Below are 13,768 nucleotides of genomic sequence, written 5' to 3' on the forward strand. Positions count from 1 at the left end.
GGGCGCCTCACCTCTGTCGGCGGGACAATCCGCCGGAACAGCGCCCATAACTCGTCCGGCACCAACCGCTCGACAAGATCCGTCATGCACGGTTCAACGAACGATCACGCCATAAGAAACGACGTCTAAAGGCGCGGAGACGCCTGCGTCACCCTGCCGCCCGTCCCGAGCCGCCCAGTGCGGCGTCCGATTCCCGCCGGACCGGGAGGAGATGAGGGACCACAGTGGTGCGCGGTCCGTCCGAAGTGAGCGGGACGGCGTAGGGAAAGGCGGGGACGTGCACAAGGCCGTTGATGTGAAGGTGCTCTACTTCGGGACGCCGGTGGTATTGATCGGTTCACGGAACGAGGACGGGTCGGCGAACGTGGCGCCGATGTCCTCGGCATGGTGGCTCGGCGACTCCTGCATGCTGGGGATGGGTGACGACTCCCAGACGACGGCGAATCTGCGGCGCGAACGCGAGTGCGTGCTGAATCTGGCGTCCTCGTCGATGGCCGAAACGGTCGACCGGCTGGCACTGCTCACCGGCAGCAAGGAGATCGCGGACTACCGCCTCCGGCAGGGTTATCGGTACGAGTCCGACAAGTTCGCGGTAGCCGGACTGACCGAGCAGTCCGCCGAGCTGGTCCGGGCCCCGCGTGTGCTGGAGTGCCCGATCCAGCTGGAGTGCGTCGTCGAGGCGCACTACCCGTTCGGTACCCCGGAGCCGATCGCCACCGCGTTCCAGGTGAGGGTGGTGCGAGTCCACATCGAAGAGGAACTGGTCATCCCCGGTACGCACTACATCGATCCGGTCGCCTGGGACCCGCTGATCATGAAGTTCTGCGAGTTCTTCGGCGAAGGCCGAAACGTGCGCCCCTCCCGGCTCGCCGAAGGCTGGAACATGCCCCACGCGTTGCGGGATGCCGCTGTCCATTAGGGCCAGCCCCTCCGTTGTTCTGGGCAACCCCGTACTGTGTTGTCTCGTCTACGCCGTGGATTCCGGCTTCTCCGGGGTGATTTCGGCGATCAGGTCGTCGACCAGGGTCTTGATCCGGTCGCGGATCGGGCGGACGGCTTCGACGCCCTGACCTGCGGGGTCATCCAGTTTCCAGTCCAGGTAGCGCTTTCCCGGAAAGACCGGGCAGACGTCGCCGCAGCCCATCGTGATGCACACGTCGGACTCCTTGACCGCATCGGCGGTCAGCACCTTCGGGGTCTCGGCGGAGATGTCGATGCCGACCTCTCGCATGGCCTCGACAACCGCGGAATTGACCTGGTCGGCGGGTGCGGAACCGGCGGAGCGGACCTCGACACGGTCGCCCGCGAGGTGGGTCAGCCAGGCGGCGGCCATCTGGGAGCGGCCGGCGTTGTGGACGCAGACGAACAGAACGGACGGCTTGGAGCCGGAGGTCTCGGGCATGGCTGCTCTCTCGTCGGCCGGCGGGCGGCGCCTGCCACCCTCACATCACTCCGCGCTGGTATCAGCAGCAGATGATGTGAGAATATCAGCGCATGCTGACTTCAGCCGAACCTGATGTGATCCGGGTGCTGGGCGACCCGCTCCGGTGGCAGATCGTGAACCTGCTGGCGCGGGAGACGCTGTGCACCACGCACCTGGTCGAGGAGACCGGCGCGAAGCAGACGAACCTGTCGAACCACATGAAGGTGCTGCGCGAGGCGGGCCTGGTGGAGACCGAGCCATGCGGCCGTTTCACCTACTACAAGCTCAAGCCCGAGGTGCTGGCCGGTCTGGCCGGGCAGTTCGCCCAGCTCGCCGAGTCCGCCCGTGGCGCTGCCCGGAACAAGAGGGCCTGCCCGTGACCGCGACCGATTCCGCCGCCCGGACCGCCTCGGACCCGGCGGGGGATGATTCGATCGTCAAGAAACTCTCCCCGCTCGACCGTTATCTGGCGGTGTGGATCGTGCTGGCCATGGCCGTCGGTCTGGGTCTGGGCCGGGCCGTACCTGGGCTGGGGGACGCCCTGGCGGCGGTGGAGATCGGCGGGATCTCGCTGCCGATCGCGGTCGGCCTGCTGGTGATGATGTACCCGGTGCTGGCCAAGGTCCGCTACGACCAGCTGGACGTGGTCACCGGCGACCGGAAACTGATGGTCTCCTCGCTGGCCATCAACTGGCTCGTCGGTCCCGGGGTGATGTTCGCGCTGGCGTGGACCTTCTTGCCGGACCTGCCCGAGTACCGCACCGGGTTGATCATCGTCGGGCTCGCGCGCTGCATCGCCATGGTGATCATCTGGAACGACCTGGCCTGCGGCGACAGGGAAGCAGCGGCTGTCCTGGTCGCCCTCAACAGCGTCTTCCAGGTGCTCGCCTTCGGGCTGCTGGGCTGGTTCTACCTCGACCTGCTGCCCCAGTGGCTCGGCCTGGGCAACGGCCAGGGCCTGGAGGTGTCCGTGTGGCATATCGCGCTGAACGTGGTCGTCTTCCTCGGTGTCCCGCTGCTGGCCGGGTTCCTCACCCGGCGCCTCGGTGAGCGGAAGCTGGGCCGGGCCGCCTACGAGAACCGTCTGTTGCCGAGGCTCGGGCCGTGGGCGCTGTACGGGCTGCTGTTCACGATCGTCGTTCTCTTCGCCCTGCAGGGGAAGACGATCACCTCGCAGCCGCTGGACGTGGCCCGGATCGCGCTGCCGCTGCTGGTGTACTTCGCGGTGATGTTCTTCGGCACCTTCGCCCTGGGCAAGGGCCTGGGGATGGCCTACGACCGTACGGCGACGCTGGCGTTCACCGCTGCGGGCAACAATTTCGAGCTGGCCATCGCGGTGGCCATCGCCACCTTCGGTGTCACCTCCGGGCAGGCCCTGTCCGGTGTGGTGGGCCCGCTCATCGAGGTTCCCGTCCTGGTGGGGCTGGTCTATGTCTCCCTGGCATGGCGGCGGAAGTTCTCTCTCCGCACCGGGTGAGCCCACAGTGCGACGATAGAAAGCAGGGAGCAGGGCCGACCGATGAGGAGGCTGCTATGGCAGGCGGGTTCCACTTCACCTTGGCGGCACGGCCGACCGTGTCCGTGACGATGATCGACGGGCGGCGCGCCGAGCTCGTCTTCGCCGGTGATCTCGGTGCCGAAGTACTCCGTGACCTGGAGGAACAGCTGAGCGATCCCCGACTGCTCACGGCGCGTGAGTGGGTAGTGGACATGAGCGGAGTCACCCGGCTCGACCTCGCGTGTGCCTACGCCCTCCTCCGTGCCGCTGTCGAACGTCCGGAGACCGCGAAGCTCCTGGTCCACGGGGCACGGCGCGACGTACAACGGACTCTGCACCAGGCCGGCATCGACCGGCTCCAGGCTTTCCCTGAGTAAGCGAGCGGGCACTCCTCACCGTCGGATGCCCGGATCAGGTGATCGCGGCGTGTCCCATGCGCCGCCCTTCCTGGCGGCCGGCATTGGCCGCGCAGAAGGGCCCGGGGCCGGACGCTCGCTAGCTGCCCGGGAAGTCGAGGATATGGCGGAGCCCGAGGCGGTACCGATGGGCGTCCAGTTTCTTGGCAGCCTCGAACTCCGGTGGCTCGTAGCCACGGAACAGCCGCACCGCGTCAGCGTCGGAACCAGCGGACTCCAGCAGGGCGTTGACCGCCCGGCGCGCGGCCTCGTTCGCCGTTTCCATCGACGTGAAATCGTGCTGTAGGTGCGCACGTAGTCGGCGGCGAGGAAGAGGTTGGGGATGGCCGTGTGTGCCTCGGGGCGGTGGGCCCAGGACCCGGCGTCGTTGAGTGCGTACTCCTCGTCGTTCGACAGTTCGCCGGAGCGGGTTTCGGTGACGGCCGGGTCCAGGTGCCACGAGTGGAGCACGTTGTCGGGCAGATAGCTGTCACCGGTGTCCTCCAGCGACTCCTTGAGCTGGTGCCAGACCTCCTCCGCCACCTGTTTGCGGCTGCACCGCTTCGCGGGCCTTCCGTGCAGGGAGCCGGGCTCGTCCCAGTCGGAGATCACCACGGAGAACGAGTCGCGTGCCTGTCCATCGCCCCAGGTGCTGCGGAAGTCCTGCTTCCAGAACTGGGACTGGCTGATCGATACCAGCGCCCATGGCGAATCGATGAAGGCCACATGGCCCTGGACGACGGGCACCGGCCGGCGCAGAAAGAACTGGATGCCCTGCGACCAGGTCGTACGCAGCTTGTCCAGCGCTGCCAAGCGCGGGTCGGCGGCGCGAATCTCCGCACTCCACAGCGGCCTGGCCCGCTCGACGGGCACGGCCGCCACGAACCAGTCGGCCTCGATCCGGACCGTCTGCCCCGAACGCGTACGCGCCCGCGCCGACTCGATACAGCCCTCGCGCAACTGGAGCGACTCGACCGCGTGGTCCATCGCGAAGTTCACCCCGAGCCCGCGCAGGTGACGGGCCCACGGCTGTATCCACGCCTCGCTGGTGGGCCCGTTGAAGATGCGGTTCGAGGGGCCGTCCACGCCGCGCTGCAGGAGGGAGTAGAGGATCGCCTCGAGGCCCTGACCGGCGGTGCGCGTGCTGGCGTCCTCGGGCTTGAGCGCCTGAATGACCTGGGCGCCGCCGCCGAGGATCCTGCGGTAGTCCTCCGACTTGCCCTCGACCTGCAGGAAGTCCAGCCACTTCACCTTCTCCCACTGTCCGAAGCGCCGCTCCTCGCAGCTCGTCAGCAGCACCGCCAGCCGCTGTGCGAAGAACGCGGCCTCGTGCGGGGCCAGTCGGAACAGCTGCCCGACGGCTCCCTCCACCATGCGCCGCAGCGCGTCCACATCCAGCGTCCGGCCACCGAACGGCGTGACCGGGACGGGCAGATCGGCCCGACCGTCGTCCCGTGCCAGGCTGATCCACGGGACCTGCGTGAGGTTGTCGTGCACCCCGTGCTCGTTGCCTTCGAACGGGATGCGTCGCAAGGTGTCGGGCAGGTTGTGGTAGAAGCCGAAGACGCCCCGGTGTCCGTGCTCCCCGGGCAGATCCCGCCGCCCGCCCGATCCTGTGCCGGGTACGGGCATGCTGCGGGCCTTGCCGCCGAGTTCCTTGCGCTCGTAGACGGTGACTTCGAAGCCCCGCTCGGCCAGTTCATGGGCCGCCGACAGGCCACCGACGCCGCCGCCCAGCACTGCGACCGTACGCCCCTTGCCGCGCACGCGGCGTCGGCCGTGTCCCAGGGCAGGGGCAGTACCCAGCCCGGTGAGCCCGAGAGCCCCCGCGGTCCCGGCTCCGTAACGCAGCACTCTTCTCCGCTCGGGCTCCGGCACGTCGAGCACCTCCTCCACCAGCTGTTGCGAACGGCCGGGAGGGTAATCACGCCCGCACGAATGCGGAACAGCAGCCGCTGGCGCACCGTCGGTAACACGCCATGGTCACCGGGAAGGTAATCTGCACCATGCAGCTGAGTGCAGCCTCCCTCCTGCCGGTCAACGCGACGCTTGCCGGGCTGCTCGTCGCACTCCTCCTCGCAGCAGCCGGAGCCGCCGCCCTCTTCCATCTCTCCCCGGACGGTGTGCGTACCCACCGCGCCCGGCAGATCCTGTTCGCCGGTACGCGGGGCGCGCTCCAACTCGCGGCCGTTTCCCTGGTCATCGTCTGGGTGGTCCGCTCCCGGGCCGCGACCGTCGCCTTCCTGACGCTGATGCTGGGCGTGGCCGTACGGACCGCCGGTCGCCGCATCACCCGCGACCGGACATGGTGGACGACGGCCCTGCCCCTCACCTCGAGCGTGCTGCCGGTCATGGCGGCGCTTCTGACCACCGGTCTGATTCCGCTCGACGGCATCGCGCTGATCCCGGTCACCGGCATCCTCATCGGCGGCGCGCTGAGCGCGACCGTGCTGGCCGGGCGCCGCGCCCTGGACGAACTGAGGCTGCGGCACGGCGAGGTGGAATCGGGACTGGCGCTGGGCCTCACCGAGCGGGAAGCGCGGATGGAAATAGCGCGTCCCGCCGCCTCCGAAGCATTGATCCCCGGCCTTGACCAGACCCGCACAGTCGGACTGGTGACCCTCCCGGGAGCCTTTGTCGGCATGCTCCTCGGCGGCGCCGACCCCCTCGTCGCGGGCGCCGTCCAACTGTTCGTGCTCGTAGCACTGCTGGCGGTCCAGGCCGTGGCGGTGGCACTCACCACCGAACTCATCGCCCGCGGCCAACTGCGCCCTCCCCCGCAGGAGCCCTACCAGCCATGACACACACGCACCCGCACTCGCCGGGAGGGCGGATCAGAGCCGATCGTTGTCGGTGAAGAAGGGGTCCTCGGCGTCGAGCCAGTGCTCATGCCCCAGTACCAGCTCCTCGTCGGTCAGCAATGCCGCGTCCAGGGCTTCGCGGATCCGGGAAGCGTCCAGGTCGAGGCCGGTGAAGGTGATCTCGTTGCGGCGCTCGCCGAAGTAGTCGTCCCAGAACCAGGAGGCGGCCGTACGCCGCTGTGCGGACACGGCCTCCCACAGCTGCGGCGTGTCCGCCTCCAGCCATGGGCCCGCTTCCCGCAGCTCCAGGTGGGCACCGGCCGACCGCCAGGTCACCACGGAGTCGGGGCGGTTGGCCAGCCACAGATGCCCATGGCCGCGTACGACCCCGAGCAGCGCGACGGAGAGGGCCTCGGCCAGCCGCCCGGGATGCACCGGGTGGCGGGCCCGCCACAGGACGGAGCCCACACCGTGGCTGGTGCCGTCTCGCACATGCGGCACCGCCACGGGGTCCAGGCGGGCCCGCCACACCTCCTGCGGGTCGTACGACACCGGCCGCAGAGCGGCGGACGGCAGCCCTGCCGGTTCGGCACCGTCGTGGGTCACCACCCCGGCGCGGCCGTTGAGGTGCCGGATCAACGAGGCCACCCCGGGTGCGAGTCGTCCCTCCGTGCCGGCCGGGGAGCGCACCACGACGGTGTCCGCCGTCTCCACCTGCACCGCCGCGGCCTCGGCTCGGGTCACAGGCTCGCTCGCCGTCCACCCGTTCCATCTGCGCACCGCCCGGTGAACGCAGCTGATGTCCGCCATGAAGGAGCTCGGATCGACACTGGTCAGCACGGGACCCGCGACGTAGTGGGTGCCGAGCGAGCCGGTCGCAGTCCGGTCACGCCACAGCTCCAGCACGAAGGGCAGCGCGTCGAGGTTCTCGGGCAGCGCCAGGACGACGGCGTCCGGGCGGTGCGGCGCGCGCCCGATCGAGAGCAGGTCCTCACGGACGATCACCGCCGGTGCGCCGGTCGCCCCGCGCGACGCGACGTCCCGGATACGCGCGTCCGGCCCGCGCAGAAGCCGCTGGACGACCGGATACCCCTCCGGTCTGTTCTGCAGCGAGACGGCCAGGACCAGGGCGTTCGGTGAAGCATGCAGCACCTGGTCCACCAGGGCGCCGCGCGCCTCGGGGGAGTTGCCGGACACCACGCTCAGAAGGATCTGGGGCACGTTCTCTCCGTCAGTGGCTGGGGCTGGGGCTGGGGCTGGGGCTGGGGGTGTGGTGCTGGGGCGGCGGGGCGGGTCATGGTGCCTCCGGAAAGTCCCAGACCCGTCGCAGTGTGCTGTCGGTGAGGACCTCCCTCGGCTTCCCCTCCTCGATGAGCAGCCCTTCCTGAAGCAGCAGGCAGTGGTCGGACTCCCGGGCCGCGTGGAGGTCGTGCGTGGCCTGGACCACCGTCACCCCCTCGGCCGCGGCGGCGCCGAGCACGGTGGAGATGCTCTCCCGCGCCGCCATGTCGAGGCCCGTCGTCGGCTCGTCCAGCAGGAAGAGCTCGGCCTCCTGGGCGAACCCCTGGGCGACGAGCGCCCGTTGACGCTGCCCGCCCGAGAGCTCACCGAGCTGTCGTTCGGCCAGGTCGAGGATGCCGAGCCGGTCCATGCTGTCGCGCACGAGGGAGCGGTCCCGGGCTGTGAGCCGCCGCCAGGCGCCGCGGTGCGCCCATCGCCCCATCGTCACCGTTTCCCGGACGGTCAGCGGGAGGGTGTCGGCGACCGCGCTGCGCTGTACGACGAAGCACGGGCGGGAGGTGCTGCTCCTCTCGATGGAGCCGGAGGTGAGTGGGCGTACCCCCGCCAGCACGCTCAGGAGCGTGGACTTCCCCGAGCCGTTCGGCCCGACGACGGCGGTGGTCGCCGACCGGGGGATGGACGCGGTGAGTTGGCGCAGCACCGGACGCCGGGGGTATCCGGCGGCGACGTCGTGCAGCGTGACCTCGTACGGCCTGGGATGTGGCATGTCCTCCCCTTGTTGTTATGACAATCGTTTTCATTATAGGCTCCCGGTCATGGAGTGGTTGACCGGCCCGTTCGAAGTGGCCTTTGTCCAGCGGGCCTTGTGGAGCGGGATCCTGGTTTCCCTGATCTGCGCCACCACGGGCACGTGGGTGGTGCTGCGAGGCATGACCTTTCTCGGCGACGCAATGGCGCACGGCATGCTGCCCGGCGTCGCCGTCGCCTCGCTCTGCGGAGGCAATCTGCTGATCGGTGCCGCGGTGAGCGTCGGCGTGATGGCCTGCGGGGTGACGGCCCTCGGGCGCTTGCCCCGGCTCTCCCAGGACACCGGGATCGGCCTGCTGTTCGTGGGCATGCTGTCGCTGGGCGTGATCATCGTCTCCCGGTCGCAGTCCTTCGCGGTGGACCTCACCGGATTCCTCTTCGGCGATGTGCTCGCGGTGCGGGAGCAGGACCTGGTCGGCCTCGCCGTGGCGCTGTGCGCGGCCGTACTCGTGTCCGTGCTGGGGTACCGCTCGTTCCTGGCCCTCGTCTTCGACGAGCGGAAGGCACACACCCTCGGCCTGCGCCCTCGCCTGGCGCACGCGGCCCTGCTCGGGCTCGTCACGCTGGCCGTTGTCACGTCGTTCCACGTGGTCGGCACGCTGCTGGTCTTCGGGCTGCTGATCGCCCCACCGGCGGCGGCGCTGCCGTGGTCCCGGCGGATTCCGGCGGTGATGTGCGGTGCGGCGCTGTTCGGTGTGGCTGCGACCTTTACCGGGCTCCTTCTCTCCTGGCACCTCGGTACGGCTGCCGGAGCGACGATCGCCGCGGTCGCCGTCCTGCTGTTCTTCCTCTCCGTGCTCGTTTCCAGGATCCGGAATCGCCGGGTGGAGTACGCGCAGCCCACCCCCGCAGTCGAACAGCGAAGGGAATACGAGCACTCATCATGATCTGGAACCAAAAGAAGGCCGGGCCGGCCTCCGCCGCGGTCCTCTCCCTGGGGCTGCTGCTCGCAGGCTGTGCGGACCAGGGCGACGACGGGAGCAAAGAGGGGAAGGGAAGCGGAAAGAAATCCGCGTCGTCTTCGAAGCCGCACGGGTATGTCGCCGGAGCCGAAGAGGCTGCGGAGCAGCAGTCCCGCCTCGTACTGGCCGACAGCCGGAGCGGCACTCTGAAGATTCTCGATCTCATCGAGGGGAAGACCAGGCCGCTGGGCAGGACGGCCAAGGGCGCGGAACTGGTCACCGACGGCCGGTTCGCCTACGCCAATTCGCGCAGCAGCTCCAAGGTTTTCGACAGCGGCGCGTGGATGGTCGACCACGGAGACCACATCCACTATTACCGGGCCAAGGCGCGCGGCCTCGGCACGGTTCGGGGCAAGAAGACGGAACACGTCTACAGCAGTCCGTGGCTGACGGCCTTCACCTTCACCGACGGCACGGCGCGGCTGGTGGACCATGCGCGGCTGGAAAAGGGCCGTATCAGTTCCACCGCTTCCCTCGACGAGGTCGATCGGGGCCCCGTCGTTCCCCTCAAGGAAAATGCTCTCGTTCCGGCCGCCGGACCCGGCGGGGACTCCGTGGAGGTACGCGATCGGAAGGGCAAGAAGAAAGCCACCCTCGACGCGAAGTGCCCGGAACTCCGCGGTGCCGCGGTGACGCGGACCGGTGTCGTCTTCGGATGTGCCGACGGAGCGCTGTTCGTGACGGAAAAGCAGGGGAAACCCCGCGCGGAGAAGATTCCCTTCGGCCGGAAGGTGCCCGACAAGGAGCGCCCGGACTCCTTTCGCAGCCGCTCGCTCGGCACCACGCTGACAGCGAGAGCCGGCGACAAGGGCGTGTGGGTCCTCAACGTGGCCGAGCGCGACTGGAAGCTGATCGAGACCGGACCGGCGGCGGCGGTGAACAGCGCGGGAGAGGGGACCCCGCTTCTGGTGCTGGACGACTCCGGCACGTTGAAGGCGTACGAGATATCCGACGGGAAGGAGATTGCGAGCAAAAGAATCCTTTCCGAGTCGTCAAGCGCGAAGAACACCTCCCGCCCGGTCATCGAAGTCGATGCCAGCCGCGCCTACGTCAATGACGTAGCGGCCAAGAAGGTGTACGAGATCGATTACAACGACGATCTCCGCAAGGCCCGTTCCTTCCCTTTGGACTTCGCGCCCTCCGAGATGGTGGAGACAGGACGTTGAGGGCCGCCATGAGCACCGAGCGCCCGGACAGACGCAGTACGGCAGCAGGCGTCCTCCTGATCGTCTGCGCGATGCTCGTCGGCCTGACGGGATGCGTCGGCACCAAGGAGGGGCGTCCCACCGTGGTGGTCACCACCAACATTCTGGGCGACGTCACACGCAAGGTCGTCGGCGACGAGGCCGATGTGAAAGTACTCATGAAGCCGAACGCGGACCCGCACTCCTTCGGTGTCTCCGCCGCCGAGGCCGCCCAGATCGAGAGCGCCGACCTGGTCGTCTACAACGGCCTGGGCCTGGAAGAGAACGTGCTACGTCATGTGGACGCGGCCAAGGAATCGGACGTGCCCACGCTCGGCGTCGCCGACGCGGTGGAACCCCTCGCTTACAGAACGGACAAGACGGCGGGCAAGCCCGACCCGCACTTCTGGACCGACCCCTCCCGGGTACGCAAAGCGGTCGCGCTCATCGGTGCCGCGGTCGCCGAACACGTCGACGGGGTCGACAAAGGCGCCGTCAAGGCGCAGGCCACTTCTTACGGGAAGAAGGTCGGGCAACTCGGCGCGTGGATGAAGCAGCGCTTCGACACGATTCCGAAGAACCGGCGGAAGCTGGTGACCAACCATCATGTGTTCGGGTATCTGGCCCGGCGATTCGATTTCAAGGTGGTCGGCACGGTGATTCCGAGCGGCACGACTCTGGCTTCGCCCAGCGCTGCCGATATGAAGGCACTCACCACCACCATCGAGAAGGCCGGAGTCAAGGCGATCTTCGTCGACTCCTCACAGCCGGACCGTTTGGCACGTGTGCTCAAGAAGGAGAGCCACGTCGAGGTGGCCGTGATCCCGCTCTTCTCCGAGTCCCTCACGGAAAAGGGCAAGGGTGCCGCCACATACCTGCAGATGATGCGCTCCAACACGAAGGCGATAGTGCGAGGACTCGCCAAGCCCTGAGGCACTCGCCAAGCCCTGGCGCCCCGAACAGAACAACACTCCGGTCCGCCGACCTCCGTTCGGCGGGCGAAGAAAGGAAGTAAGAGGCCATGAGCAGCAGTTCGCGCGTCCGCAGAGCGGCGACCTTCTCCGCGCTCCTTTTCACCTCGGTCGTCATGACGGCTTGCGGTGCGGAGGACGCCGACAAGACGTCGTCCGCGAAGAACGAAGGAAAGCAGTCCGCCGCAGCGGTCAAGGACCCGCTCGCCGTCACACACGACGGCGGGATATACGTACTCGACGGTGAATCCCTCAAGGTGGTCAAGGACGTGCCGCTCAAGGGATACAACCGGGTGAACCCGGCAGGTGACGACAAGCACGTCATGGTGTCCACGTCGAAGGGCTTCCGGGTGCTCGACACGGCCCGGCAGAAGCTGACGGAGACCGAGTTCAAGGGAGCGGAGCCCGGCCATGTGGTGCAGCACGCCGGGAAGACGATGCTTTTCACCGACGGCACGGGCAAAGTGACGATCTTCGATCCGGCCGAACTTGACAAGTCCGAGCCGAAGGTCGACACCTACACCTCGGCCTCCCCGCATCACGGTGTCGCTGTCGAGTTGGAGAACGGCGAACTCGTCACCACCCTGGGCACCGCCAAGAAGCGCAAGGGCATTCTCGTGCTCGACGAGAAGCGCAAGGAGATCACGCGGAACGAGAAGTGCCCCGAGGTGCACGGCGAGGCAACTGCCAAGGACGAGGCGGTGGTCATCGGCTGCGAGGACGGCGTTCTCCTCTACAAGGACGAAAAGATCACCAAGATCGACAGCCCCACCGAGTACGGAAGGATCGGCAACCAGAAGGGCTCGGAAAAGTCCCACATCGTTCTCGGCGACTACAAGCAGGACCGGGAAGCCGAACTCGAACGCCCCGAAAAGGTTTCCCTGATCAACACCAAGACGGGCAAGCTGAGCCTCGTCGACCTGGGAACCAGCTACAGCTTCAGGTCCCTGGCCCGCGGCCCGAAGGGCGAGGCCCTGGTGCTGGGCACGGACGGGAAGATCCATGTCATCGACCCCGAGGCGGGCAAGGTCAGCAAGACCCTCCCGGTCGTGGACAAGTGGCGCGAGCCCTTGGACTGGCAGCAGGCGCGCCCGGAGATCTTCGTACGGGGCGAGACGGCCTTCGTCACCGACCCCGAGCAGAAGAAGGTCTACGCGGTCGACCTGAACTCCGGGAAGAAGAAGGCGACCGGCACCTTCGACAAGAAGCCGAACGAGATCACCGGAGTCGTGACCGAGTAGCCGGCCGCAGCGCAGTCTCCTCGCCGGTACGCCGCGCCAAGGCACTCCGGTGGGGGCACGGATTTCCGACCGCGCTGTTCGACGGGGTGCCCATTTGCCGGCACCACCCCCGCACCGAGGCGGAAGCGGAAGAGGGGCGGCTTCGACGGGGGCCGCCCCTCCGGGTGTCCAGACGGCCCGGGCCTGTTCGCTGCCTGATCAACTGCTGTGATCATCTCGCCCGAGGTGAATTAGTCTTCGCCCGTACACGCGGTTTCCCCAAGGAAACGGAGAACCCCCATGGGCGCTTACGCCATCGTCAACGTCGATGTGCTCGACGAGGAGGCCGGACTGGCGTACGCGTCCGTGGCCCAGAAATCCATCCTCAGCCACGGCGGCCGGTACCTGGTCGCGGGCCCCACGCCCGAGCCCGTCGAAGGCACCTGGAACTCCTCCCGGATCGTGGTCATCGAGTTTCCCGACATGGACCGGATGCGGGAGTGGTATGACTCTCCCGAGTACCGGCGGGCCCGGGAGATACGGGAGGGCAAGGTCCGGGTGGGGATGCTGTTCGTCGAAGGCGCGCCACCCGAGGGCTTCTCCCTCCCGGCCTAGTTTCTGTCCGTCGGATCACGTGACCCTCTCGCCTTCACCCCGGTGCTGAAAAGAATCCGTGGCAGCCAAGGAGGTCGGCCCGTCGGCTTCGACAAGCAGATGTACCGGCGCCGCAACGAGGTCGAGCGCACGATCAACCGGCTCAAACACTCAAGACCGGCTCAAACACTCAAGAGCTTGGGCCACGCGCTACGACAAGCGAGCCTATGTCTTCCATGGGACCGTCACCGTGGCTTCGATCCGCCTGTGGATCAGGCCCTGGCAGCCGCGTCGCCAGATCGTCTTCCGGGTTCGTACGGCCGGGAGCGGCGGGCCTACTCGAAGTAGGACCCGATGTTGTGCCACATGAAGGCGTCCTTCCACGTCGGATCGTTCTTCGCCCAGCCGAGCACGGCGTCCACCACCTTCTCTCGCGACACGGTGCGAGTCTGGAAGTGCAGGCTGGGCTCCCCGTCCCGGTACTCCAGCTGGAATGTGTTGTCCGGGCGCATAAGCACCTGCACGTACCAGTCTCCGGGAGCCTGGTCATCAGTGCGCTCCGCGACAACAGCTCGCCCAGGTTGCAGGTTCGCTATCGCCGCACTCAGTTGCGGCTTCGTCGTCCGCCTGGAGGCGGTCCCCGCTCCGTAGCTCATCATCAACATGGATGG

Annotated in this window: 15 protein-coding genes and 1 pseudogene; 11 read left to right on the forward strand and 5 right to left on the reverse strand. The window is 67.9% G+C overall.

What is annotated here, in order from left to right:
* The first annotated feature begins 277 nt into the window (after window positions 1–277).
* Complete coding sequence (locus tag ACTWP9_RS23660) at window positions 278–919, forward strand: flavin reductase family protein (RefSeq protein ID WP_443248262.1); 642 nt, start codon at window positions 278–280, stop codon at window positions 917–919.
* A gap of 48 nt (window positions 920–967) precedes the next feature.
* Here ACTWP9_RS23660 and ACTWP9_RS23665 read toward each other — a convergent pair whose 3' ends face one another.
* Window positions 968–1,402: an arsenate reductase ArsC gene (locus ACTWP9_RS23665; RefSeq protein ID WP_443248263.1), complete on the reverse strand. Its 435-nt coding sequence runs from the start codon at window positions 1,400–1,402 to the stop codon at window positions 968–970.
* A gap of 92 nt (window positions 1,403–1,494) precedes the next feature.
* On the opposite strand from ACTWP9_RS23665, the gene ACTWP9_RS23670 reads away from it, so the two are divergent.
* The 3 genes from ACTWP9_RS23670 to ACTWP9_RS23680 are packed head-to-tail and all read left to right on the forward strand — an operon-like array spanning window position 1,495 to window position 3,298.
* Window positions 1,495–1,803, forward strand: a complete 309-nt coding sequence (locus tag ACTWP9_RS23670; RefSeq protein WP_443248264.1) for an ArsR/SmtB family transcription factor — start codon at window positions 1,495–1,497, stop codon at window positions 1,801–1,803.
* Window positions 1,800–2,900, forward strand: a complete 1,101-nt coding sequence (arsB, locus tag ACTWP9_RS23675) for an ACR3 family arsenite efflux transporter (RefSeq protein ID WP_443248265.1) — start codon at window positions 1,800–1,802, stop codon at window positions 2,898–2,900. Before ACTWP9_RS23670 ends, arsB begins: the two co-directional genes overlap by 4 nt.
* Before the next feature lie 56 nt (window positions 2,901–2,956).
* Window positions 2,957–3,298 (forward strand): STAS domain-containing protein, encoded by a 342-nt coding sequence (locus tag ACTWP9_RS23680; RefSeq protein WP_443248266.1) that lies wholly within the window; start codon window positions 2,957–2,959, stop codon window positions 3,296–3,298.
* 15 nt (window positions 3,299–3,313) lie between these two features.
* Here ACTWP9_RS23680 and ACTWP9_RS23685 read toward each other — a convergent pair whose 3' ends face one another.
* Entirely contained in the window at window positions 3,314–5,194 is a 1,881-nt protein-coding gene (locus ACTWP9_RS23685; protein WP_443248267.1) for a hydroxysqualene dehydroxylase, read from the reverse strand.
* A gap of 128 nt (window positions 5,195–5,322) precedes the next feature.
* Here ACTWP9_RS23685 and ACTWP9_RS23690 point away from each other — a divergent pair, with 128 nt between their 5' ends.
* Window positions 5,323–6,117, forward strand: coding sequence for an ABC transporter permease (locus ACTWP9_RS23690; protein ID WP_443248268.1), 795 nt, complete (start codon window positions 5,323–5,325; stop codon window positions 6,115–6,117).
* Between the two features lie 33 nt (window positions 6,118–6,150).
* On the opposite strand, the gene ACTWP9_RS23695 is transcribed toward ACTWP9_RS23690, so the two are convergent.
* Both ACTWP9_RS23695 and aztA read right to left on the reverse strand, forming a co-directional pair.
* Window positions 6,151–7,338 carry a GTP-binding protein gene (locus ACTWP9_RS23695; protein WP_443248269.1) on the reverse strand — a complete coding sequence of 396 codons (1,188 nt, stop codon included), beginning with the start codon at window positions 7,336–7,338 and terminating at the stop codon, window positions 6,151–6,153.
* A 73-nt stretch (window positions 7,339–7,411) separates the two neighbouring features.
* On the reverse strand, window positions 7,412–8,125 hold the full coding sequence (gene aztA, locus ACTWP9_RS23700) for a zinc ABC transporter ATP-binding protein AztA (protein ID WP_443248270.1): 714 nt from the start codon (window positions 8,123–8,125) through the stop codon (window positions 7,412–7,414).
* A gap of 49 nt (window positions 8,126–8,174) precedes the next feature.
* On the opposite strand from aztA, the gene aztB reads away from it, so the two are divergent.
* From aztB to ACTWP9_RS23730, 6 genes and pseudogenes are all read left to right on the forward strand, one after another.
* On the forward strand, window positions 8,175–9,053 hold the full coding sequence (gene aztB, locus ACTWP9_RS23705) for a zinc ABC transporter permease AztB (RefSeq protein WP_443248271.1): 879 nt from the start codon (window positions 8,175–8,177) through the stop codon (window positions 9,051–9,053).
* On the forward strand, window positions 9,050–10,294 hold the full coding sequence (locus tag ACTWP9_RS23710) for a hypothetical protein (protein ID WP_443248272.1): 1,245 nt from the start codon (window positions 9,050–9,052) through the stop codon (window positions 10,292–10,294). The genes aztB and ACTWP9_RS23710 overlap by 4 nt, the downstream gene beginning before the upstream one ends.
* 8 nt (window positions 10,295–10,302) lie before the next feature.
* A complete protein-coding gene (gene aztC / locus ACTWP9_RS23715) occupies window positions 10,303–11,244 on the forward strand; it encodes a zinc ABC transporter substrate-binding protein AztC (RefSeq protein ID WP_443248273.1) in 942 nt (313 codons plus the stop codon).
* An 89-nt stretch (window positions 11,245–11,333) separates the two neighbouring features.
* Window positions 11,334–12,524 (forward strand): zinc metallochaperone AztD, encoded by a 1,191-nt coding sequence (aztD, locus tag ACTWP9_RS23720; protein ID WP_443248274.1) that lies wholly within the window; start codon window positions 11,334–11,336, stop codon window positions 12,522–12,524.
* A gap of 279 nt (window positions 12,525–12,803) precedes the next feature.
* Window positions 12,804–13,118, forward strand: coding sequence for a DUF1330 domain-containing protein (locus ACTWP9_RS23725; protein WP_443248275.1), 315 nt, complete (start codon window positions 12,804–12,806; stop codon window positions 13,116–13,118).
* Between the two features lie 48 nt (window positions 13,119–13,166).
* Window positions 13,167–13,377, forward strand: a pseudogene (locus ACTWP9_RS23730) (IS5/IS1182 family transposase); the annotation flags it as partial.
* A gap of 55 nt (window positions 13,378–13,432) precedes the next feature.
* Here ACTWP9_RS23730 and ACTWP9_RS23735 read toward each other — a convergent pair.
* Window positions 13,433–13,762 (reverse strand): hypothetical protein, encoded by a 330-nt coding sequence (locus tag ACTWP9_RS23735; protein ID WP_443248276.1) that lies wholly within the window; start codon window positions 13,760–13,762, stop codon window positions 13,433–13,435.
* Window positions 13,763–13,768 lie beyond the last annotated feature (6 nt).

The sequence above is a fragment of the Streptomyces sp. 3N207 genome (genome assembly GCF_052246355.1).
GTDB lineage: Bacteria > Actinomycetota > Actinomycetes > Streptomycetales > Streptomycetaceae > Streptomyces.